This window comes from Actinoplanes sp. NPDC051851, assembly GCF_040681165.1.
Taxonomy (GTDB): Bacteria; Actinomycetota; Actinomycetes; order Mycobacteriales; family Micromonosporaceae; genus Actinoplanes.
The window spans coordinates 1-24,802 of the sequence record NZ_JBFAYF010000084.1 but is presented as its reverse complement, the minus strand read 5'-3'; the positions used below and the strand labels follow the sequence as shown (position 1 = coordinate 24,802).

Below are 24,802 nucleotides of genomic sequence, written 5' to 3'. Positions count from 1 at the left end.
GCGAGCGTTTCGGACGGGCACTCGCCACGGGATCCGGCGTCCCACCCGGGCGGTCCAGAATCGACCAGCACGGTCACGGGTGTCTCGAATGCCCTGACACACCCGTGAGCACCAGCCACTATCCGGCGCTGCGGCACTCACGCCGCCGATTCGCCGGGCAGCGGGGTGTCGTCCCGGTACCGGACGTCGTAGACGCGCTCGACGAACCGCCAGCCGTCCGCCGTACGCCGATAGCGGTCGTGGTAGATCGCGACGTTCATCTCCGAGTGACCGTCACGCAGCCGCGCGAGCTCCTGCATGTAGGCCCGGCCGCTCGCCTCGTCCCCGGCCAGACGGATCACCCCCGGCGTCGTCGTCTGGATCAGGAACTCCACGATCCCGGCCGCCTTCACCCCCCACTCGGCGATCTGCCCCCGCCCGACCAGCTCGACCGGGATGTTCGGCATCCGCAGCGCCCCGTCCGGGGTGAAGAGCCCGGCCAGCCGCTCGTAGTCCCGCATCATCACGGCGTCGCTGAACTCACCCCGCAACGCCTCGATCTCCACCCGATCCGCGATCGCCCGCATGTCACTCATCGATGCCCTTCCCCTCGCTCTCCTCCGTCGACGTCTCCGCCCGTCGCGATGTGACACCGGCTGGTGTCATCGAACTGCCGGCCGTCGACGCCCCTGGCCGGGCGAAGGGTGGGACTGTCACGGTGGACGCGATCGCGGCGGCGCTGGCGGCCGGCGCCGCGGCCGGTGTGTCGGGTACCGCGAGTACCGCGGAAACGACCAGGCGAAACCATCGCCGCACCGGGCGCGCTGCTCACCGATCAAGTACGGGTCCTCGGCCGCTACAGCCGCGCCAGCCTGACCACCCGGCACAACATCGCCCACTATCAGGCGCCCGAAGGCGGGGTAGCCCAGGTCGTCAGAGGTCGAGCGGCTCGATCACCTGCTTGCGGGTGTGCTGGTAGATCACCGAGCTGCGGAAGCCGACGATCTCCCGGCGGCCGCTGAACTTGTCCATCAGGAACGCGTGCAGGCCGTCGACGCTGGGCACCGCCACGTGCACCAGGAAATCGTCGCCGCCGGTGACCACGAAGACCGACAGGACCTCCGGTAACCCCATCGCGTACTTCTTGAAGCTCTCGATCACCGTTCGGCTCAACGGCCTGACCTGCACGTGCAGCAGCGCCTGGACGCCCCGGTTCAGCGCCGCCAGGTCGACGTCGGCGTGATAGCCCGTGATCACCCCGCGGTCCCGCAGGCTCCGGACCCGCTCCAGGCAGGTCGACGGCGCCACCCCGATCGCCGCCGCCAACTCCCTGTTGGTCTGCCGTGCGTCCGCCTGCAAACGCTGGATGATCGCCGTATCAAGTTCGTCCACGACCGGGATACTGCCACCTTCTCCGAACATCGTTCGGCAACAGGCGATCATGGCTGTCTGAATGCCTAGCGTTCTGGGCCATGAGCGACTTCATGCACGAACAGGTCATCGTCCGCCGCGGTGCCCGCTCCGGCGCCCCGATCATCGTGGCGGTGCACTCCACCGCCCTCGGGCAGGCCATCGGCGGCTGCCGGATCAAGCCGTACCCGGATTGGCGCGACGGGCTCACCGACGCCCTGCGCCTCTCCGCCGCCATGTCCGAGAAGTGCGCCCTCGCCGGCCTCCCGAACGGTGGCGGTAAGACGGTCGTCGCCCTCACGTCCGATACCGATCGGCGCGACGCATTGCTGGACGTCGGCGATGTCATCGCCGCGCTGGGCGGCGCCTACGCGACCGGCCCCGACGTCGGCACCTCCCCGGACGACATGGCCGTGATCGCCGGGCGCACCCCGCACGTCTTCTGCCGCCCGGTCTCCGCCGGCGGCAGCGGCGACTCCTCCGAAGCCACCGCGATCGGCGTCGTCGCCGCTCTCCAGGCCGTCGCCCAGGACCGTTTCGGATCAGCCGATCTGACGCGCCGCACCTTCGCCCTTCTCGGACTCGGCCGCGTCGGCACGCACGTCTTCCGGATGCTCTCCGCCACCGGCGCCCGCCTCGTCGCCGCCGACGTCGACCCGACCAGGAAGGCCCTCGCCGGCTCGTCCTGGGTCTCCCCCGAACAGTGCCTCACGGCCGAGGTCGACATCCTCGTCCCCGCAGCTCTCGGCGGTCTTCTCACGCCACAGAGCGTTCCCGCGCTGCGCTGTGCGGCCGTCGTCGGCCCGGCCAACAACCAGCTCGACGATCCCTCGACGGCGGTTCTCCTGCACGACCGCGGCATCCTCTGGGCGCCCGACGTGATCGTCAGCGCCGGCGGCATCATCCACGCCACCGCGGTCGAACTCCGCCACGAGAGCCCGGCACAGGTCACCGCCCGACTCCACGCCATCGGCGGCACTCTGACCGAAATCCTTCACCAGGCCCGCGCCTCCGGCACCACCCCGGCCTCTGCCGCGGCCTCAGCGGCCCACTCCCGCTTCTCCTCCCATCGTACGATCCAATAAGCACCTGAATCACTCAAAAGGTGCTCCGGCTAATCCGATTGCCTCGCGGGCGCCCGGTCCGGAATGGTGCTCGGCATGGACGAGGTGACGCACGCCAACCGCACCGCCTGGAATCAGGCGTACGCGACCCTGCACCAGACCTACGACGAACTGCTCGCCGAAGCCGCCTCGGGCACATCGCTGCTGGCCAGCGAACGTGAACTGCTCCGCGACATCCTGGCCGGCGGCCCGACGGTCGTCCACCCGCAGAGCGGCAACGGCAAGGACGACATCGCGCTCGTCCAGGCCGGCGCCCGCGAGGTGATCGGCGTCGACTACAGCGAGTCGGCCGCCCGCACCGCCCAGCAGCGCGCCGACGACCTCGGCGTCGCCTGTCGCTATCTGATCGCCACGGTCCCCGGCATCCCGCTGCCCGACCACAGCGCCGATCTCGTCTACACCGGCAAGGGCGCGCTGATCTGGATGCCCGACATCGACGCGTGGGCGACCGAGATGGCCCGCCTGCTCCGCCCGGGCGGCCACCTCTTCCTCCACGAGGGCCACCCGGCCACGGAGCTCTGGACGTGGGACGCCGACGAGCCGCGCATCCGCCCGGACCGCGACTACTTCGGCGCCTCGTTCATCTGCGACGACTTCAGCTTCCCGGCGAACGGCGCCGTGATGTTCCAGTGGACACTGGGCCGGACCGTCACGGCGCTGATCCGGGCGGGTCTGGAGATCCGCCACCTGGCGGAGTACCCGGAGCCGTTCTGGCGCATGGGCGAGGTCGACGCGGCCGCCTTCCGCGGCCGCCTACCGAACGCTTTCGCCCTGCTGGCCCGCCGCCCGGCGACCGCCTAGTCGTCCGCCGATTCCAGGATCTCCTTCATCTCCTGGATGCCGCGCTCGACGCGGCCCCTCACCACCGCGGCCATGGCGTGCGGGAGGACGTCGGTCAGCCAGACGAGGCGGCTGCCGTCACCCTCCTCGAACACCTGGAAGGCCGCATGGTGATAGGTCAACGGCATGCGCTGCCCGTCGACCACGGTGTACGCCATCCGGCGGATGTCGTGGTCGACGGCGAGGATGAGCTCGCGCACCTGCACCCCGTCCGGCATGGTCAGAATGCGAAAGTCCCCGTCCATCCGGGCGTCGGCCACCCGTCCCGGCAGCAACCGCCGGTGCACCGCCCCGACATCCGCCACCGCCTCCCACACCCGTTGCGCCGGAACGTTGACAGAGGCTTCGACCTGAACTGTGGCCACGACCGGCGTTTCCCATCATCGAGCGGAGGCGATACGACGACGCCAGCCTACCGAAAGCGCCCTCAGGGCAGGAGGATGAGCTTGCCGCGCTTGCCGAGGCGGTTCTGTTCGAGGTCGGTGAGGGCCGCGATGCCCTGGGCGAGCGGGACCGCCCGGGCGATGGGCAGCCGCAGTTCCCCGCGGCCGGCCAGGCGTACGACCTCCTCGAGATCGCTGGTCACCGACCGGGTGACCAGGACCCGGAACGGCCCGGGCAGAGCACTGCGGACGAACGCCGCCGGGCGGGGATGGATGCCGACGATGCGGCCACCGGGCGTGAGCAGCGCCCGCGCGGTCCGCAGTGGCAGCGTGCCCGCCGCGTCGAGGACCAGGTCGAAGCGTTCCCGCAGGGCGGCCGGGTCGACGTCGAAGCCGGTCACGGGGCCGGCGCCGAGCTCCCGTGCCTCCGTCTGTGCGGTGTCGCGGCAGCTGCCCGCCACCGTCGCACCCCGGGCCAGGGCGATCTGGACCGCCGCCTGGCCGACCGAGCCCAGGCAGCTGTGCACGAACACGCGCTGCCCCGCCCGCAATCCCCCCTTCGTGACCAGGGCCTGCAGGGCGGTGACCGCGGCGATCGGCAGGGTCGCGGCGTCTTCGAAGGAGAGACCCGAAGGCTTGGGTACGACGTTGCGCTCCTCCGCGATCACCACGTCGGCGAACGCGCCGGACGCCGTGATCGACGTCCCGCCGACCACCTCGTCCCCGGCCCGCACCCGGGTCACGCCGGGGCCGGCCGCCTCGACGACGCCCGCGAAGTCGTAGCCCAGCGCGCGGGGGAATCTCCGGCCGGTCACGTACTTCAGCCGCCCGGCCCGGATCCCGATGTCCATCGGGTTGGCACCGGCGGCGCGTACCCGGACGAGGATCTCGCCGGCCCCGGGCGCGGCCGGCTGGAAGTCCTCGAGCCGCATGACCTCGGGACCGCCGTACTCGTGGTACTGGATTCGCTTCATCGCCATTCCCTCCGTGACGGAACTTGGTCCCATCACCGTAGCACCCATGACGGGACTTGGTTCCATCACCGCCCACGGCCCCTTCGATGCCCACGGTGACGGAACCAAGTGCCGTATGCTGGGCTCATGGCTCGCTGGGAACCGGACGCATCGGGACGACTCGCGCGCGCGGCCCTCGACCTGTTCGCCGAACGCGGCTACGAGAACACCACCGTGATCGACATCGCCCAGCGCGCCGGCCTCGGGAAGACCACGTTCTTCCGCCACTTCGCCGACAAACGCGAAGTGCTCTTCGGCGGCGGCACCGTCGACGACCACATCACCCGGGCGATCGCCGCCGCACCGGAGACGGCCACCCCCCTGGAAGCGGTGGCCCTCGCCCTGGAGGCGACCGGCCGGGAGATCTACACGGCCGCCCGCCGCGAGTTCGTCGCCCAGCGGCAGGCGGTGATCGCCGCCAACCCGGAGCTCCGCGAACGAGAGGCACTGAAGAACCTCCGCCTCACCGCCGCGATGGCCACCGCCCTCGAACGCCGCGGCATCCCCGACGTGACCGCCCGCGTCGCCGCGGAACTCGGCGCCCTGGCCGCGGCGATCGCCTACGAACGCTGGAGCACCTCGACCGGCGACGACTACCCGGAGATCGCCCGCAAGGCCCTCGACGAGGTTCGGGCCGCCCAGGCCGCCCTCCACGCCGGCACATGATCCCCACGGCCTCGACCGGGTGAGCCTCTGCCGGCACGATCACGGCAGGCCGCCGACGGGATGCGCGCGCCTGCCATGATCGATCGATGAAGCGGATCGCCGTCCGGCCGCGTATCCAGATCCCCGTGCTGATCGCGGTCTTCAGCGTCGTCACGTTCCTCGGGTTCTCGTACTTCACCGCCGGTGACGTGGTGGCGAAGCACCAGTGGTTCGGGGTGACGATGGGCTGTGTCTGCCTCGTCGCCGGGCCGATCGGCATCTGGCGGGCGGCCCGGATGGGCGTGGTGATCGACGCGGACGGCATTCGGGTCCGCGGCTTCGACAGCCGGGACCAGGTCGTACCGTGGACCGCGGTCGAGGCGATCGAGTGCGGGCCGGTCGACGAGCGGGCAGGATTGACGATCCACGCGCCCGTTCTCCGGCTGGTGCAGGCCTCCGGAGACGTGAGCGTGATGCCGCTCGTCCTGCTCGGCTCGTATTCACCGCGCGGCGCGGAGCGTCGGCGTCAACAGCTGGACGACATCAGAAGGTCAGGGGCCGATGTGTAGGAACGGGGCCCATCGGCTCGGCTGGTAACGGTGGTCATCCTGGTCGCGGTAGGCGCGTACGGCGTGGTGCAGGGCCTCGGCGCAGTGGGTGGAGTCGAGGTGGCCGTGGCGGACCAGGCGCTGGTAGACGCCGCCGGTGATGTCGGCGGCGCCGGCGTCCCAGACCGACCAGAGGGTGCCGATGACGTGGCGCCAGCCGGTGTGGTGCAGGGCGGCGGCGAGGCTGATCACCTCGTCGGCGTTGGTGGTTCCGCCGGTGGCGGTCTTGCAGGCGGCGAGGAAGACGAAGTCGCCGCCGCGGTGGTCGCCGGTGGTGGTGTCGGGGATGCCGACGAGACCGGCGGTGGACCAGTCGTACGGCAGCAGGCCGCCCCGGCCGGGATCGGTCAGGACCTGGTCACCGTGGCAGGAGGCGTGCACCCAGGCGTGTGCGGGGAGGTGGCCGAGGATCGCGGCACGGGTGGCCGCACCGTCGACGAGGAGGGTGCGGCGCTCCGCGGGGAAGAGCGCGGTGAGCAGCGCCTGTTCGGCGGCGACGGCGGGCAGCGCCGACCGGCCGGGTGTGTGGGGTACGGCGACCAGCAGCAGCCGCGCCTGCTGGTCGAGTCGTGGCCGGGCCTTCGCCGAGGCCAGTGCCCGCAGCGTCGGCGTGTACGAGGAGACCACCCGGTCGAGCACGCTGCGCCCGTCGGACCCGTCGTGACGGCCGGCGGCGTGCAGCGGCAGGACGGTGAGAGCGCCGGTGGGGCACCACCACACCCGCGGCCACGGTTGGCCGGCCGCCGGGGTGTGCCGGTGATCGAGAGCGGTCAACACCGGTTCGGCCACGACGTCCCAGAGCCATTCGAGCGTGGTGGTCACGGTCTGTTCCAGGCCGATCCGGGCGGCCTCCGTGCGCAGCGCCCGGAGGTGGGTGGCGGCCCGGTCGACCGCGACGTCGTGGGTGAGGTCGGGCAGTTCGACCACCTCGACGCCGGTCTCGGTGACCAGTAGCGCGTCGCACCGCCACGGGCTGACGTTGACCATGACGACGGTTCCCCCGGCGGCGCCGTGCCGCAGGCGCGCGGCCTGCGGCGGGCGGGCGAAGTCCGCGAATCCGGGCAGCGTACGGGCCTCGTCGACCAGGCTCTCCCACTGCCGGGCCAGGTCCATGCGTACGCCGGCGTCGACGACGTAGTCACCACCGGACGGCCGGAGCGCGGCGGCCCCGATGACGTCGAGGTCGTCCCGCACCGCGTCGAGCCGGGCGGCCAGGCGCGGGTCGGCGCCGCGCAGCATGTCGAGTTCGGTACGGTCCTCCAGCAGCTGTGACCACAGCACTCCCCGGCCCTGTTCGAGCAGCTCGACGGCGCGGTCCGGTTGGCCGGCGGCGATCGCGCAGGCCGCCGCGTCGACGGCCAGCCCGCCCCAGTCGGCCAGCAGCCGTTCCCGGCCGGCGCGGCTCACTCCCCGCCACACCAGCAGCGGCGGCAGGGTCACCGCGGCGGCGTATCCGTCGGCCGCGTCCGGCCAGCGGCGCTGCTGTGCCGCCAGCGCACCCCAGTTCCGGGCGGCGAACATCCGCGCCGAGGCCGGCGCCGTGGTCTCCGTGACGGCCTCCCGCCACAGACCCAGCGACTCCTCGAGATCGGAGGCGTCCCGGGACCGTTCGAACCGGTTCTTCAGGTAGACACCCAGGTTGGTCGCCATCGCGGCCCGGTTGGCGTTCCCGGTGGCGGCCCGCACCGCGGCGCGGCCGACGTCGATGGCCTCGTCCAGGTCGGCGTGTTGCCGGGCTCGTTCGAAGCGGGCGTGCAGCGCCTCGCCGACTTCGAAAAGGATCTCCGCCCGTTTCGGATGCCACCCGGGAGCCACCCGCTCGGCCGCGCGGGCGATCTCGACGGCCTCGTCCAGATCGGCGGGCTCGCCGGACCACTCGATCCGTGTCCGCAACGCGGCGCCGAGGGTCGACAGCGCTCCGGCCCGATCGGGGTCGCGCAGTGGCATGGCACGCAGCACGGAGCGCCCGAGTTCGATGGCCTCGTCGAGGTCGGGTGGTTCCTTGAATCGCTCGAATCGCGCCTGCAGGGTTTCGCTGAGGTGGAACAGCGCCATCACCCGGTCGGGGTGTTCGGTACCGGCGATCTGCCGGGCGTCGCGGCCGGCCTCGACGGCCTCGTCCAGGTCGGACGGCTCCCCGATCTCCTGGAATCGTTGCAGCAGGACGTTGCCGAGGGTGGCGAGGAACCTCACCTCATCGGGGTCACCGGGCGGTACCGACCTCACGGCACCTCGATATGCCGCGATGGACTCGCTCAGATCGCCGAGATCCCGGCCACCCCAGAATCGGATCCGCAGCGCGTGGCCGAGATTGTTCAGGAAGCCGGCGCGCAGCTGGTGACCGGGCGGGGTGGCCAGCACCGCGGCCCGCCCCGCCTCGATGGCCTCGTCCAGGTCGTCCGGATCCCGGCACGACTCGAACCGCTCCGCGAGCGCGCCGGCCAGGTTGGACAGCAGACGCGCGCGATCGCGGGAGTTCGTCCGGACTCCCCGCCCGAACCGGGACCGCACGACGGCGCCGAGACCGGCGGGGCGCGCCCGGTCGGCGGGGAGGGCCGACACCGCACGGCGGAGCAGGTCGATGGCGCGGTCCAGCGCGTCGGCGTCACCGGACCCGAGGAATCGCTCCAGCATGGTGGTGGCCTGCTGGTCCCAGGCTTCCGGGTCTTCCTCGGCGATCGCCGGGCCGCTCTTCGGCATGCTGCTGAACCTTCGGCTAGTGATCAACTCGTCGCGGATAGTCACGACGGTGTAGAAACGTAGCCCGAACCCATCGGCCGCGAAAGCTGAGGAATCCGAATGAGGGATGGCGTCGACGACGACGAGCAACCCGTGCTGGTATGGCTCTGCACGCAGCTGCCCGGTCTGCGGGCCAGCGCCGGCGACGACGGCTGGCGGCCCCGGCTCGACGCGGCCGTCACGGCGTTGCGCAGTGGGGTGCCCGCGAGTCAGGTCTGCCGTCGTCTCGGACTGACCTTCGACCCGGCCACCACCGGCTCGGCCGCGGCGCCCGTCCGGCGTGGGGATGCGGGCCCCGGCGCCGGTCCGGCCACCCTCGGTGGCCTGCGCCTGAACCGGGTGAGCACGGCGGGCGACTACGTCTGCCCGCACGGCAGCTGTGAGCGGCGGGCCCGCGCCGACCGGCACGGGCACGAACCCGACTGCATCGACGGTACGCCGATGCTGCCTTCCGCCGGGCCGGCAGCCCGTTCGTGACCGGGCTGCTGACCGAGTTCGGCAAGAAGCTCGCCGATCGGTGGCTGTCCACGCTGGTCCTGCCCGGACTGCTGTTCGCCGTCGCCGCGCTCGGCGGTCACCTGCTCGGGTGGCGGCACGCGCTCGACGCGACGGCCCTGATCACCGGCCTGGACCGGATCGGCCGGGCCCTCGCCGGCCACCCCGCCCGGATCGTGGTGGCCGTCGTCGCCGTGGGGCTGGCCGCCACCGCCGCGGGGCTGGCCGCCCAGGGACTCGCCGCGCTCGTGCACCGGGTCTACGTCGCCCGCGGGCCGCGCTGCTGGCTGCTCCCCCGGCGTGACGGGTCACGCGTCGCGGCCGGGCCGCTCTGGCTGCTGCTGCGCCGGCGCCGGCGAGCGCGCGCGGCCGCCGCGGTACGCCGGTCCCGGCCGCCGGTGCGCTATCTGCCCCGGTGCGCGACGCCGATCGGTGACCGGTTCCGGCTCATCGGCGAGCGGGTCGACGCCCAGTACGGTCTGGACGCCACCCTGGCCTGGCCCCGGTTGTGGCTGCTGCTCGGCGACCCGCATCGCACCGCCGTGCAGAACGCGTACACCCGCTATCAGGCGGCCACCGCGCTCTCCGGCTGGGCTCTGCTGTACCTCGCCCTCGGGGTGGCCTGGCCACCCGCGCTGCTCGCGGCGGCCGTCGCGTTCGTGGTCGGCTACCACCGCGCCGCGAACGCCGCGGCCGTCCTGGCGGACCTCGTCGAGGCGACCATCGACGTCCAGCAGCGGGCCCTCGCCGAGATCGCGGGCGTCGAACTGGCCCACGGGCGGATCACCCGCGCCGACGGCCGGCGGATCAACGACATGCTGAACAAGCGAGCCTGAACCACGGAGGGCCGCGCGCCCACATCGGGCACACGGCCGTACCGGAGAAGCTCGTGGAAAGGTTCAGCTCGCGTTTCTGGACCGCGCCTCGCACTCGGCCGGGTCCCGAAACACGAGCTAGCTCGCCAGGAAGGTGCGCACCGCCGTCAGGGTCACGGTGTCGGTCAGGTAGCCGATGTGGGTCTGGCAGAGGACGTAGTTGTTGGTGGCGCCGCTCAGGACCGTGCTGGTGTACGGGATGATGACGCCGTCGCACGGGGAGTACCAGGTGGCGTACGCCGTGCTGCCCGGGGTCTCGTCGCCGGTGCTCAGCGTGGTGATGAAGGACGATCCGGGGTACATCTGCTGGCAGGTGACGTAGATCAGGCAGGCACCGGCGTACGTCGTTCCGTGGTTGGCGCCGGCCAGGGACGCCAGGTGGCGGACGTACGGGGCGCCGCCGAGCTGCTTGACGTACCAGAGGCTGACCAGGCCGCCCATCGAGTGGTTGACGATGTCGACCTGGGACGCGCCGGTCTGGGCGCGGACCCTGCTGACGTAGGTGGCCAGCCCCTCGGCGTTGGTGATGTTGTTGCCGTAGGAGTTGTACTCGTACGCGAAGAGCTCGGAACTGGAGTAACCGCCGGCCCGGAAGAGGGCGATGGCGGTGGTCCAGTTCGAGGCGCTGCCGGTGTAGCCGTGCACGAAGATCACCGGCGTGCCCGGGGCGGCGGCCGCGGGCGGGGACGGGGTCAGCGCGAGTGCGGCCAGCAGCGCGGTGACGAGGACGACGAGGCGACGCATGAGACCTCCTGAAGCGTTCGGGGGTTTCTGCATCCTCAGTGCAATCAGGGTGGCCACGCATCGGTGAAATCGCCAGTGGTCAAAGGATCGCGTGCAGCGCCTCCGGCAGGGTCGGGTGCGCCCAGCGGAAGCCGGCCGACTCCAGGGCCGCCGGGAGGACACGCTGGCTGCGGCGGGCCTCGGCGCCGAACTCCCCCAGCGCCAGATCCAGGGCGAAGGAGGGTACGGCGAGGAACGCCGGACGGTGCAGCGCCCGGGCCAGCTCCCTGGTGAATGCCGTGTTGGTGACCGGGTTCGGGGCGACCAGGTTGACCGGGCCCTCGACACCCTCGGTGACCAGCAGGAACGCCGTGGCGGCGAGCCAGTCGGCGAGCGAGATCCACGGCGTCCACTGGCGGCCGGAGGCGAGGCGGGCGCCCAGCCCGAACCGGAAGAGCGGCAACAGGGGCTGCAGGAATCCACCGTGGCCGTCGAGCGGCAGACCGGTGCGCAGCAGGACGGTGCGCACGCCGGCATCGGCGGCCGGGCGGGCGGCGGCCTCCCAGTCACGGCACAGCTCCGGGAGGAAACCGCGCGCCACCGGGTCTTTCTCGGTCACCGGGTGGTCGCCGGTCCCGCCGTACCAGCCGACCGCGGAGGCCTGCAGAAATGTCCGAGGTCGATCAGTCTCGGGAAGGGCGGCGATCACCCCGGCGAGCGTCCCGGCCGTCTCCAGGCGGCTGCTGCGCAGGAGTTCCCTGTACGCCGCACTCCAGCGCTTGTCCCCGATCCCCGCCCCGGCCAGGTTGATCACCGCGTCGGCCGCCGCGACCACCGCCGGATCGAGCGCCCCGGCAGCGGGGTCCCACCTCACCTCGGCAGGGTTCCGGGGTGCGCGGCGGACCAGCGTGGTCACCGTGTGCCCGGCGCCGGTCAGGTGGGCGGAGAGCCGGGTGCCCAGGAAACCGGACGCGCCGGCCAGCAGGATGCGCATGTCGTACCTCCTTGAAGATTCAACATTACCGCCGTCAAGATCGCGCCGCGGGCTGGGGCTCATGCCCGAGCTGTCCGAAATTCATCAGAGCCTCGTGGCGACCGTGCCCGCCGGGGCGGGTGCGCGGATCGCGACCGCCGACCTCGCCGACGAGCACGGCGGGCAACCCCTCGAAGGCTACGCCGCGATCACCGAGCGCAAGCCCGCCGTGATCGTGGTGCACGACCGGTCGGGGCTAGCGCGAGTACCCGAAGGCGCGCGCCCAGATGCCCGCCCGGCTGGGCTACTACCAGCCGCGTACCCGGGATGACCTGGACTGGCAGGTCACCGTCTACTCCGGTGCGCCGCACGCGTTCACCCTGCCCGGGATTCCGATGTACCGGGAGACCGCCGGCAAGCGCAGCCAGCCGGCGCTGGAGAACTTCCTGGACGAGGTATTCACCGGTTAGGCCGATGGCGAGCGCGGTGGCGGGCACATGGTCGAATGATGGCATGTTGCTCGCCCCGATGCTTGCGGCCGCGGTGGCGGCCGGCACCGTCTGTACCGTCGACGACCAGCGCGTGGATGAGGCCTCCGGGCTGGTCGCGACCGACGGCGGGTACGTCGTGGTGAACGACGGCACCGACCTCGCCTCACACCGGAAGATCTTCTACCTCGACGGCGACTGTGATGTGAAACGGACGGTCTCCTACCCGTCGCAGCCCCGCGACACCGAGGACATGCAGCTGGGCGCGGACGGGACGCTCTGGATCGCCGACATCGGCGACAACAACGCGAACCGCGAGACGATCGGCCTCTGGAAGCTGGCGCCCGGCGCGTCGAAGCCCACGCTGTACCGGCTCTCCTACCCGGACGGCGCCCGCGACGCCGAGGCGCTGCTGGTCACCGCGGACGGCACCCCGATGATCATCACGAAGACGGCGGCGGCCGCCGGGATCTACGTACCCGACGGCGTACTGAAGAAGGGTTCGACCACCCCGATGAAGTCCGTCGGCGACGTCGCGGTCCCGATCACCACCACCAGCAACCCGTGGGGCCTCGCCGGCCACCTGGTCGTCACCGGCGCCGCGACCAGCCCGGACGGCTCACGTGTGGTGCTGCGAACCTACGCCGACGCCTTCGAGTACGACGTGACCGACGGCGACGTGCTGACAGCGATCACCGAGGGCACCCCGCGCCGGATCGCCATGCCCGACGAGCCCCAGGGCGAATCCGTCACCTACACCCCCGACGGCACCGCCCTGCTGACCATCTCCGAGGGCGAGAAGCCGAAGATCCTCCGGTACGCCCTCCCCGACGCACCGTCGCCCTCCCCCTCGGCGGAGACGACGACCCCGGCGGCATCGCATCAGGCCACGACGAACGTCGCCACGGCAGCGGAGCAGTCCCGCCTCCCGCTCCTGCTCTTCCTCGTCGGCGGCCTGGGCATCGTCCTCTCCGCCGCGGGCATCATGATCCTGCGGAGACGGGGCTGAGGGCGCGGTCCAGCCGGTTCTCCGCGTGGTGATCATGCCGTTGATCACCGACCGTGCTCAGCACCGCGCCCGCGGCGCCGAGCACGGTCCCACGGGCGACCGAAGACCTCAGGCGGCGTCGATCGCGGCCTGGAGCTCCTTGATGAACTCCTGGGACGCCACCTGCGGGGTCTTGCGGGCGAAGAGGACGTCCTCGGTGTGCCGCTTGAGGATGGCCTCCACGTCGCTGGCGCCGTTCGGTGTCACCCGGGGCGAGTCGCCGACCTCGACCGCGTCCAGGTAGTCCGCGGCGGCCTTGTCGGTTCCGGTCAGCGAGCTGGCGATCGCCGTGCGGATCTTGGCGTTCGCCGGGACGCCGCGGTCGACGCCGATGACGTTCGCGGCCTCCTGGTTGTTGACCAGGTAGTCCACGAAGAGCGCCGCCTCGGCCGGGTACTTCGAGCGGGACGAGACCGACCAGAACATCGACGGCTTGTAGTATGCGGCCGGGGTCGCGGACGCCGCCTCGCCGGGGAGCCTGAGCAGCTTCAGGTTCTCGCCGCTGGCCGCCTGCACCGAGGTCAGCTGGCTCGCCCACCAGGGGCCGATCGCGGCGGTGTTGGTGGCCGTACCGGACTGGTCGACGCTGCCGCCGGCGCGCTCGACGGTGACCGACGGTGCCGGCGCGGTGCCGTCCTTGGCGATGTCGAGAAGGTACTGCCAGTAGCTCGTGAGCACGTCCTCGGGGATCGCCACCTTCCCCTCGGCGGAGTAGAGCGCGGCGCCGTGCTGGCGGGCCCAGATGTTCACGCTGCCGACGTCGAAGCCCCAGGACTGCAGGCCGTTGACCTTGCCTCCGCTGGCCTTGGAGACGGCCTGGCCGACGGTCTTCAGGTCGTCCCACGTCCAGGTCGCGTCGTCGGGCAGCGTCACCCTGTACTGCGTCAGCAGATCGGTGTTGGCGACCAGCGAGAACACGGTCAGGCCGGTCGGCACGCCGTACTGCTTGTCGTCGATCACGCCGGTGGCCAGCGACTTCGCGTCGAAGTCCGCGGTGGAGAGATGCTTGCTCGCGGTCTTGAGATCAAGAAGAGCACCCCTTTCCGCGTACGATGCCAGGTACATCTCGTCCATCTGGATGATGTCGGGCGCGTCGTTGGCGGCGACCGTGGTGGCCAGGCTGTCCCAGTAGCCGTTCCACTCCTTGAATTCGCCCTTGATGGTGATGTTGGGATGCGCCTTGGTGAACGCGGCGATCACCGACTGGGTCCGCTTGTGCCGGGCGTCCGAACCCCACCAGGTGAACCGCAGGGTGATGTCGTCGCCGGTGATCTCGCCGTTCGCGTCGCCGCCGCCGCTGCCGCCACAGGCGGCGAGCGCGGTACCGGCGGCGGCCAGGGTGGTCATGGACAGGACATCGCGGCGCGTGAATCGTTTCATTTGACGTATCAGCCTTTCCATCTTCTTTGCTGGGCGGGGTCCTACTTGATGCCGGTCGTCGCGATTCCCTTGATCAGAAAGCGCTGGCCGAGCAGGAAGGCGAGGAAGATCGGGAGCAGTGAGACCACGCTCATCGCGAACATCGAGCCCCACGAGGTGGAGACGGTGGCGTCCACATACGAGCGCAGCGCGACCGGGACGGTGTACTTCTCCGGGTCGGTCAGGTAGATGAGCTGGCTGAAGAAGTCGTTCCAGGTCCAGATGAACGTGAAGATCGCCGTGGTGGCCAGGGCCGGGACCATCAGCGGCAGGATGATCCGCAGGAAGATCCGCGGATGCCCGGCGCCGTCGATCCGGGCCGCCTCGTCCAGCTCGCGGGGCAGGCCGCGGATGAACTGGACCATCAGGAAGACGAAGAACGCGTCGGTGGCCAGGAACTTCGGCACGATCAGCGGCAGGAACGTGTTGATCCAGCCGAACTGCGAGAACAGGATGTACTGCGGCACGATGATCACGTGGATCGGCAGCATCACGGTGCCGAGCATGATCGCGAAGAGGACCTTCTTGGCGGTGAACTCCAGGCGGGCGAAGGCGTACGCGGCCATCGAGCAGGAGATCAGATTCCCGAGTACGCAACCGGTCACCACGATCGCCGAGTTCAGCAGGTAGTGCCCGAACGGCGACTGCAGCGCGTTCCAGCCCTCCGCGTAGTTCGAGATCCGCAGGTTGTCCAGGGCGAGCCCGGGCGAGCGGAAGATCTCCTCGTTGGGGCGCAGCGAGCTGACCACCATCCAGAGCACCGGGTAGAGCATCACCAGGGCGAGCAGGATCAGGCCGGCGTGCTTGGCGACGCTGCGCAGCGGTGTGGTGGTCCGGATCCTCGTCGTGGTCTCGGCGCGGGCGGCCGGGATCGCCAGGTCAGTCATCGTAGAAAACCCATCGCTTGGAAGCCCAGAAGTTGAGCGCGGTGAAGATCCCGATGATCACGAGTAGCAGCCAGGCCAGCGCCGACGCGTACCCCATGTCGAAGTTGTGGAACCCTCGCTGGTAGAGGTAGAGCGTGTAGAACATCGTCGAGTCGGACGGCCCGCCGGTACCGCTGGAGACCACGAACGCCTGGGTGAACGACTGGAACGCGTGGATGATCTGCAGGACCAGGTTGAAGAAGATGATCGGCGAGAGCAGCGGCAGCGTGATGTTCCAGAACTGCCGGGACCTGCTCGCACCGTCGACGGCCGCGGCCTCGTAGTACATCGTGGGGATCTGCCGCAGCCCGGCCAGGAAGATCACCATCGGTGCGCCGAACGTCCAGATGTTCAGCACGATCAGCGTGGACAGTGCCGTACCCGGGTCGGCGATCCAGCTCCTGCCCGCCACCCCGACCAGCGACAGCGCCTGGTTGATCAGGCCGTCCGCGCCGAAGACCTGCCGCCACAGCACCGCGATCGCGACGCTTCCGCCGAGCAGCGAGGGCAGGTAGAAGACCGAGCGGTAGAACGCGAGTCCCCGCATGCCCCGGTCCAGCAGCAGCGCGAGGCCGAGCGCGCAGGCCAGCTGGAGCGGGACGGAGACGAAGACGTACAGGAAGGTGACGCCGAGCGCGTGGTGCAGCCGGTCGTCGGTGAACATGCGCTGCACGTTCTCCAGCCCGTTGAACTCCGGCTGCTGGATCAGGTTGTAGTCGGTGAAGCTCAGGACGAGCGAGGCGAGGACCGGTCCCGCGGTGATCAGAACCAGTCCGACGAGCCAGGGCGAGAGAAAGAAGAGGGCCGCCCGGTTATGTCGGCGGCGTGGCGGGCTGGTCGAAGTACGAAGTCGCTGGAGCTCACTGATCGTGCTCACAGGACCTCCCTCGGGTGCTGGAAACCGTATTCCGGGAGTCTGCAAGCCCCGTCACACCCCGGTCAAGTGTTTCGGCTGCGTGAATTTCTATGAATAGCGACCGATGTCACCACAAGCCGCCGCCGCCCCCGCGAACGCCCAGCCAGGAGCATGGTCGGCCACCGCCCGCGACTCCCGGTCCTGGCCGGCGCTCCGGGGTGTCTCGCTCCGCTTGAGACACCCCTGGCCCTGCCGGTCGACTCTGGATCGCTCGGGCGGAACACCGGACCCCACCGGCCGACCCTGAACCACTCGGGCGGAACACCGGACCCCACCGGCCGACCCTGAACCACTCGGGCGGAACACCGGACCCCGCCAGCCGACCCTGAACCACTCGGGCGGAACACCGGACCCCGCCAGCCGACCCTGAACCACTCGGGCGGAACACCGGACCCCGCGGCGAGTGTCCAGCCGGGAGTCCGCGCTTCGACACCGCAGTATGGGGGCGAGGCGGCGCCGGGACGCGCTGGCGTGTTCCGGGGTAGTCCGGAGCCCGGTCACTTCCGGAACGATGGAAGGGCCCGGTCGCGCGCGCCCGCCCGCCGCCGCCCGCCCGCCGCACTCGCCGTCGTGAATCGTCGGTTCCGCCAGCCAGAGTTCGATCATGAACCGGCCGGGCGGCGCCCCGCGGGCGGTGGGCTGGCGGGGCAGGTCGAGCGGGCGGTCTCGGCGGCGGGCGCGGTGCCTGCGGGCGGTCTCGGCAGCGGGCACGGTGCCCGCGGGCGGTGGGCTGGCGTTCCGGGGTGTCTCGGGGGTGGTTGGCTGGCGATCCGGGGTGCCTCAGGGCGGCAGGCTGGTGGTCCGGGGTGTCTCGGGCCCTCCGACAGACCCGTGAACGCCAGCCACGCCGGGAAAGCTGGCACTCACGGGTCACTCAAGCCCGCCGACACACCCCTCACCACCAGCCACCAAGATCATCTCCCCAGTTGATCATGAAAAGTTGATCAAACCCGGCCAGTCGGGGCCCACCCCGACCGGGGGAAACCCCCATCCCTAACGGAACAGTGGCACAAAACAACGATCTTGACCCGAGACCCTGTGGACAAACCCCGGCTGTGGATAACCCCCGACCCAGACCATGGCCGAGAACGCCCACCCCGCGAATACGACCCCCGCCGGTGCGGTCGCGGCCCGGCCGGGTGAGGCCGAGCCGGGTGAGGCCGTCAGGTGGGGCGGGTCGTGGTGCTGCCGCGGATCACCAGGCTTCCGGTTACCCATTCGCGGATGCGGCGGGGCTCGGTGACGGCCATCTGGATGGCGCGGAGGCCGATCTCGGCGAACGGGAGGACCATCGTGGTCAGGCCCGGCATCAGGTCGCGGGCCAGGGGGATGTCGTCGAAACCGGTCACCGAGATCTGGTCCGGGACCGCGACGCCTGCCGCGCGGCAGGCCGCCAGGGCGCCGACCGCAACCACGTCGTTGACCGCCACGATCACGTCGCGGTCGTCGAGGCCCTCGTCGATCAGCGCACGGGCGGCGTCGAAACCGCCGGCCCGGCTGACCTCGCAGTTCAGGATCCGGATGTCCTGGACGTCGACGCCGGTGGCGAGCATGCCCTCGACGAAACCGCTGGTCCGGGCGGCCGCGAAGGAGCGCTGCCGGGTGCCCGCGAGGATCACCGGGCGGCGGTGGCCGGAGCCGCCGACGTACTCCCCCATCGCCCGTGCCGAGGCCCGGTCGTCGACCGAGATGGAGTCGAAGGGCAGGTCGGGGGGCAGGTCGACGCTGCCGTAGATCACCACGCGGCCGCCGTTGCGCTCGTACGCGGTGAGCTCCTCCAGCAGGCGGGTGTGCGGTTGTGTGGCGTTGATCCGGCTGGTGGTGAGCACCAGGGCGCGCGGGCGGAAGCCGCCGAGCGTGCGGACCGCGGTGACCTGGCGTTCCGGGGTACCCCGCGTGGAGGTGATGGTGACGAAGGCGTCGACCGTACGGGCCTGGCGCTCCATCGCGGCGACCACGGCGGCCACCGGAGCGGTCGACAGGTCGTCCACGATCAGCGCGATCGCGTCGGTGCCCCGGCTCATCGCGCGGGCGGCGGCGTCCATGGTGTACCGCAGCGCCACCGCGGCCTCGAGGACCCGCCGCGCGTTCTCCGGGACCACCCGCCGGCCACCGCCGCCGAGCACCCGGGAGGCGGTCGCCACCGAGACGCCCGCAGCCGCGGCAACATCACGCAAGGTGACTGTCGGTCTCGCCTTGTGCGGCACGGTGCGCTCCTCTCGCCTCAGCCGGTCGCGGTCTGTGACCGGATCAGAATACGGCCGGTCATGGCAGAATCCGCTGGTGGTAACCCTGCATGACGTGGCGCGCGAGGCGGGCGTCTCCTACGCGACCGCGTCCCGTGCCCTCAACGGCAGTGCGCGGACCGTGCGCGCCGAGAACCTCGACCGGGTGCGCGAGGCGGCGATCCGGCTCGGGTACCTGCCGCACGTCTCGGCGCAGGCGATCGCCCGCGGGTCCAGCGACACGGTGGCGCTGATCGTGGGCGCGCTCGACGACCCCTACTTCGCGTCGATCAACGACGGCCTCGCCGAGGCCGCTGACCAGGCGGGACTCACCGTCACTGCGGCGGTCACCGACCGTTCTCCGGATCTGGAGACGGCTATCGTACGTACGATCCGGGGCCAGCGTCCGCGTGCCATCGTCATCGCCGGCGGCCGGATCGGCGAGGCGGACACGCACCCGGGTCTCCTCGCCGAGCTGGACCTCTACCGGCAGGCGGGCGGCCGGGTCGCGATGCTGAGCCGCGGCGACCTGCCGTTCCCGACCCTGGCGATCGACAACCGCGGCGGGGCCCGCAGACTGGCCCGAGCGCTGATCGACCTGGGCTACCGCCGCTTCGCCGCGATCCGGCCGGAGAACGGCTCCGGGATCGCGCGGGAGCGGATGCTCGGCTTCATCGAGGGCCTGCGCGAGGGCGGGGTCGATCTGGACGCCCGGTGTTCCATCGATGCCGAGCCGACCAGGGACGGTGGATACGCCGCCGCGTCCGTGCTGGTGGAGCGGGGTGTGGACGGGGTGGACGCGGTCTTCGCCGTGAACGACATGACCGCGATCGGGGCGATGACCGGGCTGCGCGCGGCGGGTGTGCGGCCCGGGGTGGATCTCGCGATCGCCGGGTTCGACGACATCGAGGCGGCCTCGGATGTCACGCCCGCGCTCACCTCGGTCCGGGTACCCCTGCATGACCTGGGCCGGCGCGCGCTGGAGCTGGCCCTCGCCGGCGAACCCGCCGGTCAGATCGAGGTGCCGGTCGAGGTGGTGCTGCGGGAGAGCACCCGTCCGCGTTCCCCATCGATACACGACTGAAACCGTATTCCATAGATGGGGCTCCCGGGCCTGGACTCCCGGTGCTACTTTCGGGCCGTCCACTTTCGAGCCCTGGTGGTGAGCATGTCCGAAACAGCGGGCCGGGTCCTCCCCGTCTACCTGGTCGCCGACGAGTCACGATCGATGAGCCCGGTGGTGGACGAGTTGAACGCGGGGCTGCGCTCCCTGCACGAGGCGCTGCTGCGCGAACCGCTCGCCGCCGCCAAGGTGCGCTTCTCGATCGTCGGCTTCTCCGACGACGTCATCGTCCACTCGGCCCTCGCCGACCTGCGCAACGAGACGACGCTGCCGCAACTCACGGTCCGCGGCGGTACGGCGTACTCGGCCGCCTTCACCCTGCTGCTGGACCGGCTGCCGGCCGACGTGCGGGCGCTCAAGCGGGAGGGGTTCGCCGTGCACCGCCCCGCGGTCTTCTTCCTCAGCGACGGCCAGCCGACCGACCCGGGGCAGTGGGAGTCCGTCTACGACCAGCTGGTCGACCGGGACCGCACCCCGACCGGGCCGAACATCATCGCCTGCGGCATCGGCGAGGCGAAGGCGGAGACCATCCTGCACGTGGCGACCCGCCCGGAGTTCGCCTTCGTGGCCACCCCCGGCGTCGAGGTCGGCCTCGCCATCGCCGAGTTCTGCACCGCGCTGACCCGGAGCGTGATCAAGTCCGGTCAGGCGGTGGGCGGCACCGAGGCCGAGCTGGTCGTCGAGCGCCCGGACAGCTTCCGGATGGCCGCGGACGTCCTTTAACGATCCCCACGGATGAATCCGGGGGATTTCCCTCCGGAGCCTTGCGGCTCTGGATTCCCAGCTCGGACCGCATCTGATCCACCGTCCCGGAAGGAGGCGATCCGATGTCTGACGTCGTCGGCACTGGCACGGCCGCGTTCAGCCGTGGCGAGAATCGTCCTCGCGGCGTTGAGGTCACGGCCCGCGGTGTAACCACATGCCGTGCACTCGAAAGTCCGTACGCCCAGTCCGAGGCGGAGATTGGCTCTCTCACCGCACCCGGAGCAGGTCATCGTCGTGTAGGCGGGCGGCACCAGCACCACCGGCCCGCCCGCCCGCACGCCACGCTCGATCAACTCTTTCTCGCACGCGCCGATCGCGTTGTCGGCCGCCTTACGGGCCATGCTGGTCTTGGCCAGGAACCTCGGCTTGAAGTCCTCCACCGCGATCAGGCCGTGGTGCTCGACCACGGTCTTGGCCCAGACACGGGCGTCGTGGGTGTTCTGCCGGGCCGCCCTCTTACCGATCCGGGCCGCCTGCGCCTTCGCGGCCAGGTAGCCCTTCGACGCCTTCTGCCCCTTGGGCCGACGACGGCGGGCCATCCTGCGCTGAGCCTTGGCCAGCTCGGCAGCGCACCGTTTCCGGTGGCCGAGGTGGGGCAGGTCGACCTGCGAACCCTCGCGCAGCCAGGCGTTACGGGACCGGGCCTCGGTCAGCAGCTTCGACAGCTTCCCGAACGTCGGCTTGCGGCCGGTCCTCTGCTGGTGCACCGCCTCGTTCCACAACCACCGGCAACGGCCCCACTCGCCGAGCAGTGCGGCCTGCGCGATGCGACCGGGCCGCAAACGGTAGGTGAAACGCACCGTCTCGGACACACCAGACTCAATACGGCATCGACCTACACAGTGCAAGCACGGACGAGGCCAGGTCGAACGAGACACCCCGACCGAGGCGATCGAGACGACACCCGACCACCCTGGAAGCGGTCCAAAGGCAGGTCGAGAGCCAACACAGCGTCTGACCAGACGCCCATCCGCCTTGACGGCGGACGAGCTACCCCTGACCTGCTCCGCAGGGGGCCCGTTTCCTCCCCACGGCTAAAGCCGGGGGTTTCCACAGAAGGCAACCGATGACCGCCCCGTTCGACTGGGCGCCACCGGAGTTCGGGCCGGCGACCGGAATCGGGCCGTCCACCGGAGCCCCGGGAGCCGCGCGGGCGCCGGGGACTCAGCCGTACCGGCCGGACACCGTGGCCGACGGGTGGGCGACCGAGGAGCTCGAGGTGCGGGCGGCGGCCGTTCGCGGAGTCTCGCACCGGGTGCTCGGGGTGCCCCGGCAGGACGAGTTCGCGCTGGCCGTGCACCCCGGCAGCGGCAGCGTGATCGCGGTCGTCGCGGACGGGCTGTCGAGCGCGGCGCTCTCCCACATGGGCGCCACCGTGGTCTGCCGGACCGTGGTCGACTACCTGCTCCGGGCCTTGGACACGGCCGGCAGTGCGGGCGACGGCGCGGGTGGTGACGGCGGCTCGGGCGACGGCGTCGACTGGGGCGACCTGCTGCGATGTGCCGGGTGGTCGCTCGTCGAGTATGCGAACCGGCAGCTCGGCGAGGCGGAGCCGCAGCGGGCCGAAGCACTGTTGGCCACCACGGTCGTGGTCGCGCTGGTCGGACCGGACGGGAGCGCGTGGCTGGTGCGGGTCGGTGACTCGGCGGCCTGGACGCTGCGGGACGGGGTCTGGACGCCGCTCTTCCCGGCGCTGACCCGGCCCGAGGACGAACTGCTGCCGGACGGGGTGGCGGCGCTGCCGCGGGTGCCGAACGCGATCGAACCCGTGACCGTCGCGCTCGACGCGAGCGATGTGCTGGTCCTCGGGACGGACGGGTTCGCCGAACCGCTCGGGGACGGCAAGGGCGAGGTCGGCCGGCTCTTCGCCGAGGCCCTGGAGACGCCGCCCCCGATGGCCCGGCTCGCCTGGCTGCTCGACTTCACCGGGCCGTGGGACGACGACCGTACGCTGATCGGGCTCTGGAGGACCGCCTCACGGAGCCGTACGGGAGAAGCTGAGGAAGCGAAGGCAGACGGGTGACCGAACCGCCGGTCCTCGAGGTGAACCTGGCCGATCTGGGGCCGCGGACCCGGATCGGCACCGGTGGGCAGGGCACGGTCTACGCCCTGGTGGAGGACCCGCGGCTGGTCTACAAGGAGTACGCCACCCGGTTCGTCGACGACGTGGACGTGACGACGCTGCACCGGTTCGTGCGGCTCGGCAGCGGCGACGGGGCGGACGCCGCGGCGCTGCTCGGGCTGGCCGCCTGGCCGACCGCGGTGGTCCGCAAGGACGGGGTGGTCCGCGGGTTCCTGATGCCGCGGGTGCCACCGGAGTTCACCGTCGAGCTGCGCTGGCCGAGCGGTCCGTCGAGCGTGCTCGCCCAGGTGCAGTACCTGCTGAACGACGAGCGCTACCTGCGGGCCCGCGGGCTGCACGTGGACGACCGGCTGCGGCTGGAGTTCCTGCGCGACACCGCCTCGGCCCTCGCGACGCTGCACCGGCTGGGTGTGCGCGTCGGCGACCTCTCGCCGAACAACCTGCTGTTCAGCCCGGTCGTGCGGCCGCGCTGCTACTTCCTGGACTGCGACGGGATGCGCCTCGGCGACGACACCGTCCTGGAGCAGGCCGAGACGCCGGAGTGGCATCTGCCCGCCGACGCCGAGGAGTTGGGCACCGAGGCGTCGGACGCGTACAAGTTCGGGCTGCTCGCGGTCCGGTTGTTCGCCGGGGATCAGCAGGTCCGGGATCCGGCGGTGGCGCGCAAGCGGATGGACGGGGCGGTGCACCGCCTGGCGGTACGCAGCCTCGACGCGGATCCGGGCCGGCGCCCGGGCCTGGCGCAGTGGCTCGAACCGCTGGAGAAGGTGATCACCAAGACGCCGTCGGTGCCGCCCCCGATCCGGGAGGCGGCACCGGAACCGGAGCCGGTACTGGTCGGCGAGGTGCTGCCGCCGCGGGCCACCGTGCCGGGGCCGCAGCCGGTCCGGACCGGGCCGGGCCGCCAGTTCTGGAGCTGGTTCATCGGGATCAGCACGATCGTGTCGGTGCTGGTGGGGCTCATCGGCACCGACAACCAGCAGAGCCCGATCCCGCTGCCCACCTACGCCTACGACCGTCTCTTCCCGACCGCGGACCGCTACCCCGGCTACCTGTATCCGAGCGGCTACCCGTATCCGACCGGCTTTCTGCCCACCGGGCTCGCGCCCACCCTGCCGTACTCGACGTACTTGAGACTCTGCGTCCAGTTCCGGCTCACCGTCGGATCCGGCATCAACCGGCAGAGCGCGCGGGTCAAGAAGGCGGAGGACGCGGTCGAGAGCCTCGCCTGCATCATGAACAGCGAGTACACCGACAAGAGCGCCAGCATCGACAGGCTGTCCCGGAAGGGCCCGTTCATGAGCGGGCGGATCATCGGGGTCCGCACGGCGAAACCCCAGATCAACGTCATTTTCACACCGTACGATTTCACCTCGGCCGGATGCTGGCGTTCCCGCCTCACGCTGACCGGCGACGAGATCACCGCGGCCAGTAAGCCGGAGAGCTACTCCTGTCCCTGAGCGCGGTACTCGGCGGGGGGGTCATCCCGTGGGCGCTCGTGAAGCAGCGGCGGAAGGTGCACGGGACTCTCCGGTGCTACCTGGTCACGGTCTTGGACTTCGAGCTCCAGACCTTCGGCCGCTCCTCCATGACTGCTTGGTAGGTGGCTTTGCTCGACTTCTTCATCGTGAAGCGGACGTAGCCCTCGTCCTTTGAGGCGTAAACGGTCTTTACGGTCTTTCCGTTACGCAGCAACTTAATCTTCGGATTGGAGGTGTAACCGCCGGTGGTCCAGTTCCCGGGTCCGTCGGCCGTTGACAGTTGAATCGCGAACGTCGTGTTCGATCTCCCCGAGGTCACCTTCAGCGCGGTCGCGGATTTGTACTTCACAGTGAAATCGTTCGCACCCACGGGAAACTCATAGCACACACTGTTGCCGCCGGAGTCATCCAGGCAATAGGAATCTGGTAACTACTCAGGTCAGTTGATGGCGGGGATCCATGGCTGGCCGGATGTCAGTTGGACGAGGGCGTCGTAGAGGTTGATGCCGTGTTTGGTGGCG

At 70.8% G+C, this 24,802-nt stretch carries 25 protein-coding genes; 12 read left to right on the top strand and 13 right to left on the bottom strand.

All coding sequences use genetic code 11. The features are described from left to right. Window positions 1-137 precede the first annotated feature (137 nt). Entirely contained in the window at window positions 138-575 is a 438-nt protein-coding gene (locus AB0M08_RS42770) for a nuclear transport factor 2 family protein (RefSeq protein ID WP_364506555.1), read from the bottom strand. Between the two features lie 337 nt (window positions 576-912). After that, window positions 913-1,371 (bottom strand): Lrp/AsnC family transcriptional regulator, encoded by a 459-nt coding sequence (locus AB0M08_RS42765; RefSeq protein ID WP_364506552.1) that lies wholly within the window; start codon window positions 1,369-1,371, stop codon window positions 913-915. Between the two features lie 80 nt (window positions 1,372-1,451). On the opposite strand from AB0M08_RS42765, the gene AB0M08_RS42760 reads away from it, so the two are divergent. Together AB0M08_RS42760 and AB0M08_RS42755 are read left to right on the top strand one after the other, a co-directional pair. Beyond that, window positions 1,452-2,474 carry a Glu/Leu/Phe/Val dehydrogenase dimerization domain-containing protein gene (locus AB0M08_RS42760; protein WP_364506550.1) on the top strand — a complete coding sequence of 341 codons (1,023 nt, stop codon included), beginning with the start codon at window positions 1,452-1,454 and terminating at the stop codon, window positions 2,472-2,474. 75 nt (window positions 2,475-2,549) lie between these two features. After that, window positions 2,550-3,314: a class I SAM-dependent methyltransferase gene (locus tag AB0M08_RS42755; protein WP_364506547.1), complete on the top strand. Its 765-nt coding sequence runs from the start codon at window positions 2,550-2,552 to the stop codon at window positions 3,312-3,314. Here AB0M08_RS42755 and AB0M08_RS42750 read toward each other — a convergent pair. Together AB0M08_RS42750 and AB0M08_RS42745 are read right to left on the bottom strand one after the other, a co-directional pair. Further along, entirely contained in the window at window positions 3,311-3,718 is a 408-nt protein-coding gene (locus AB0M08_RS42750; protein WP_364506544.1) for an SRPBCC family protein, read from the bottom strand. The genes AB0M08_RS42755 and AB0M08_RS42750 overlap by 4 nt on opposite strands. Window positions 3,719-3,780: 62 nt before the next feature. Further along, window positions 3,781-4,710 (bottom strand): NADP-dependent oxidoreductase, encoded by a 930-nt coding sequence (locus AB0M08_RS42745; protein WP_364506542.1) that lies wholly within the window; start codon window positions 4,708-4,710, stop codon window positions 3,781-3,783. Window positions 4,711-4,836: 126 nt separating this feature from the next. Here AB0M08_RS42745 and AB0M08_RS42740 point away from each other — a divergent pair, with 126 nt between their 5' ends. Next, window positions 4,837-5,415, top strand: coding sequence for a helix-turn-helix domain-containing protein (locus tag AB0M08_RS42740; RefSeq protein WP_364506539.1), 579 nt, complete (start codon window positions 4,837-4,839; stop codon window positions 5,413-5,415). An 86-nt stretch (window positions 5,416-5,501) separates the two neighbouring features. Beyond that, window positions 5,502-5,963, top strand: coding sequence for a hypothetical protein (locus AB0M08_RS42735; RefSeq protein WP_364506536.1), 462 nt, complete (start codon window positions 5,502-5,504; stop codon window positions 5,961-5,963). On the opposite strand, the gene AB0M08_RS42730 is transcribed toward AB0M08_RS42735, so the two are convergent. Next, window positions 5,946-8,702: a CHAT domain-containing protein gene (locus AB0M08_RS42730; protein WP_364506533.1), complete on the bottom strand. Its 2,757-nt coding sequence runs from the start codon at window positions 8,700-8,702 to the stop codon at window positions 5,946-5,948. The two genes, AB0M08_RS42735 and AB0M08_RS42730, sit on opposite strands and share 18 nt — an antisense overlap. Before the next feature lie 99 nt (window positions 8,703-8,801). On the opposite strand from AB0M08_RS42730, the gene AB0M08_RS42725 reads away from it, so the two are divergent. Further along, window positions 8,802-9,218 carry a hypothetical protein gene (locus AB0M08_RS42725; protein WP_364506531.1) on the top strand — a complete coding sequence of 139 codons (417 nt, stop codon included), beginning with the start codon at window positions 8,802-8,804 and terminating at the stop codon, window positions 9,216-9,218. Next, complete coding sequence (locus tag AB0M08_RS42720; protein WP_364506528.1) at window positions 9,215-10,072, top strand: hypothetical protein; 858 nt, start codon at window positions 9,215-9,217, stop codon at window positions 10,070-10,072. Before AB0M08_RS42725 ends, AB0M08_RS42720 begins: the two co-directional genes overlap by 4 nt. A gap of 117 nt (window positions 10,073-10,189) precedes the next feature. On the opposite strand, the gene AB0M08_RS42715 is transcribed toward AB0M08_RS42720, so the two are convergent. Next, entirely contained in the window at window positions 10,190-10,855 is a 666-nt protein-coding gene (locus AB0M08_RS42715; protein WP_364506527.1) for an alpha/beta fold hydrolase, read from the bottom strand. Window positions 10,856-10,934: 79 nt separating this feature from the next. Beyond that, window positions 10,935-11,828, bottom strand: a complete 894-nt coding sequence (locus tag AB0M08_RS42710) for a TIGR01777 family oxidoreductase (RefSeq protein ID WP_364506526.1) — start codon at window positions 11,826-11,828, stop codon at window positions 10,935-10,937. A 266-nt stretch (window positions 11,829-12,094) separates the two neighbouring features. On the opposite strand from AB0M08_RS42710, the gene AB0M08_RS42705 reads away from it, so the two are divergent. Then, window positions 12,095-12,277, top strand: a complete 183-nt coding sequence (locus tag AB0M08_RS42705; RefSeq protein ID WP_364506523.1) for a hypothetical protein — start codon at window positions 12,095-12,097, stop codon at window positions 12,275-12,277. Between the two features lie 43 nt (window positions 12,278-12,320). Continuing rightward, a complete protein-coding gene (locus AB0M08_RS42700) occupies window positions 12,321-13,304 on the top strand; it encodes a hypothetical protein (RefSeq protein ID WP_364506520.1) in 984 nt (327 codons plus the stop codon). A gap of 108 nt (window positions 13,305-13,412) precedes the next feature. Here the strand turns inward: AB0M08_RS42700 and AB0M08_RS42695 are convergent, their stop codons facing one another. The 4 genes from AB0M08_RS42695 to AB0M08_RS42680 all read right to left on the bottom strand — a co-directional run bounded on the left by AB0M08_RS42695 (window position 13,413) and on the right by AB0M08_RS42680 (window position 18,781). Further along, window positions 13,413-14,690, bottom strand: a complete 1,278-nt coding sequence (locus tag AB0M08_RS42695; protein ID WP_364506517.1) for an extracellular solute-binding protein — start codon at window positions 14,688-14,690, stop codon at window positions 13,413-13,415. 74 nt (window positions 14,691-14,764) lie between these two features. Further along, complete coding sequence (locus AB0M08_RS42690) at window positions 14,765-15,649, bottom strand: carbohydrate ABC transporter permease (RefSeq protein ID WP_364506514.1); 885 nt, start codon at window positions 15,647-15,649, stop codon at window positions 14,765-14,767. Next, on the bottom strand, window positions 15,642-16,565 hold the full coding sequence (locus AB0M08_RS42685) for a sugar ABC transporter permease (protein WP_364506511.1): 924 nt from the start codon (window positions 16,563-16,565) through the stop codon (window positions 15,642-15,644). Before AB0M08_RS42685 ends, AB0M08_RS42690 begins: the two co-directional genes overlap by 8 nt. Before the next feature lie 1,202 nt (window positions 16,566-17,767). Further along, window positions 17,768-18,781: a LacI family DNA-binding transcriptional regulator gene (locus tag AB0M08_RS42680; RefSeq protein WP_364506509.1), complete on the bottom strand. Its 1,014-nt coding sequence runs from the start codon at window positions 18,779-18,781 to the stop codon at window positions 17,768-17,770. A 106-nt stretch (window positions 18,782-18,887) separates the two neighbouring features. Here AB0M08_RS42680 and AB0M08_RS42675 point away from each other — a divergent pair, with 106 nt between their 5' ends. Both AB0M08_RS42675 and AB0M08_RS42670 read left to right on the top strand, forming a co-directional pair. Beyond that, complete coding sequence (locus AB0M08_RS42675; RefSeq protein ID WP_364506506.1) at window positions 18,888-19,913, top strand: LacI family DNA-binding transcriptional regulator; 1,026 nt, start codon at window positions 18,888-18,890, stop codon at window positions 19,911-19,913. A gap of 84 nt (window positions 19,914-19,997) precedes the next feature. After that, window positions 19,998-20,675, top strand: coding sequence for a VWA domain-containing protein (locus AB0M08_RS42670; RefSeq protein WP_364506504.1), 678 nt, complete (start codon window positions 19,998-20,000; stop codon window positions 20,673-20,675). Here AB0M08_RS42670 and AB0M08_RS42665 read toward each other — a convergent pair. Beyond that, window positions 20,672-21,529 carry a transposase gene (locus tag AB0M08_RS42665; protein ID WP_364506501.1) on the bottom strand — a complete coding sequence of 286 codons (858 nt, stop codon included), beginning with the start codon at window positions 21,527-21,529 and terminating at the stop codon, window positions 20,672-20,674. The two genes, AB0M08_RS42670 and AB0M08_RS42665, sit on opposite strands and share 4 nt — an antisense overlap. A gap of 254 nt (window positions 21,530-21,783) precedes the next feature. Between AB0M08_RS42665 and AB0M08_RS42660 the strand changes: the two genes are divergently transcribed. Further along, window positions 21,784-22,740, top strand: coding sequence for a protein phosphatase 2C domain-containing protein (locus AB0M08_RS42660; RefSeq protein WP_364506498.1), 957 nt, complete (start codon window positions 21,784-21,786; stop codon window positions 22,738-22,740). Beyond that, window positions 22,737-24,260: a hypothetical protein gene (locus AB0M08_RS42655; RefSeq protein WP_364506495.1), complete on the top strand. Its 1,524-nt coding sequence runs from the start codon at window positions 22,737-22,739 to the stop codon at window positions 24,258-24,260. Before AB0M08_RS42660 ends, AB0M08_RS42655 begins: the two co-directional genes overlap by 4 nt. A gap of 76 nt (window positions 24,261-24,336) precedes the next feature. Here AB0M08_RS42655 and AB0M08_RS42650 read toward each other — a convergent pair whose 3' ends face one another. After that, window positions 24,337-24,630, bottom strand: coding sequence for a hypothetical protein (locus AB0M08_RS42650; protein ID WP_364506492.1), 294 nt, complete (start codon window positions 24,628-24,630; stop codon window positions 24,337-24,339). Window positions 24,631-24,802: the final 172 nt, after the last annotated feature.

Excerpts from the sequence above, each read along its gene's own strand:
- AB0M08_RS42770 (WP_364506555.1), bottom strand. The coding sequence starts at position 575 with ATGAGTGACATGCGGGCGATCGCGGATCGGGTGGAGATCGAGGCGTTG.
- AB0M08_RS42760 (WP_364506550.1), top strand. The coding sequence starts at position 1,452 with ATGAGCGACTTCATGCACGAACAGGTCATCGTCCGCCGCGGTGCCCGC.
- AB0M08_RS42755 (WP_364506547.1), top strand. The coding sequence starts at position 2,550 with ATGGACGAGGTGACGCACGCCAACCGCACCGCCTGGAATCAGGCGTAC.
- AB0M08_RS42745 (WP_364506542.1), bottom strand. The coding sequence starts at position 4,710 with ATGAAGCGAATCCAGTACCACGAGTACGGCGGTCCCGAGGTCATGCGG.
- AB0M08_RS42740 (WP_364506539.1), top strand. The coding sequence starts at position 4,837 with ATGGCTCGCTGGGAACCGGACGCATCGGGACGACTCGCGCGCGCGGCC.
- AB0M08_RS42735 (WP_364506536.1), top strand. The coding sequence starts at position 5,502 with ATGAAGCGGATCGCCGTCCGGCCGCGTATCCAGATCCCCGTGCTGATC.
- AB0M08_RS42730 (WP_364506533.1), bottom strand. The coding sequence starts at position 8,702 with ATGCCGAAGAGCGGCCCGGCGATCGCCGAGGAAGACCCGGAAGCCTGG.
- AB0M08_RS42725 (WP_364506531.1), top strand. The coding sequence starts at position 8,802 with ATGAGGGATGGCGTCGACGACGACGAGCAACCCGTGCTGGTATGGCTC.
- AB0M08_RS42715 (WP_364506527.1), bottom strand. The coding sequence starts at position 10,855 with ATGCGTCGCCTCGTCGTCCTCGTCACCGCGCTGCTGGCCGCACTCGCG.
- AB0M08_RS42710 (WP_364506526.1), bottom strand. The coding sequence starts at position 11,828 with ATGCGCATCCTGCTGGCCGGCGCGTCCGGTTTCCTGGGCACCCGGCTC.
- AB0M08_RS42705 (WP_364506523.1), top strand. The coding sequence starts at position 12,095 with ATGCCCGCCCGGCTGGGCTACTACCAGCCGCGTACCCGGGATGACCTG.
- AB0M08_RS42700 (WP_364506520.1), top strand. The coding sequence starts at position 12,321 with ATGTTGCTCGCCCCGATGCTTGCGGCCGCGGTGGCGGCCGGCACCGTC.
- AB0M08_RS42695 (WP_364506517.1), bottom strand. The coding sequence starts at position 14,690 with ATGACCACCCTGGCCGCCGCCGGTACCGCGCTCGCCGCCTGTGGCGGC.
- AB0M08_RS42690 (WP_364506514.1), bottom strand. The coding sequence starts at position 15,649 with ATGACTGACCTGGCGATCCCGGCCGCCCGCGCCGAGACCACGACGAGG.
- AB0M08_RS42670 (WP_364506504.1), top strand. The coding sequence starts at position 19,998 with ATGTCCGAAACAGCGGGCCGGGTCCTCCCCGTCTACCTGGTCGCCGAC.
- AB0M08_RS42660 (WP_364506498.1), top strand. The coding sequence starts at position 21,784 with ATGACCGCCCCGTTCGACTGGGCGCCACCGGAGTTCGGGCCGGCGACC.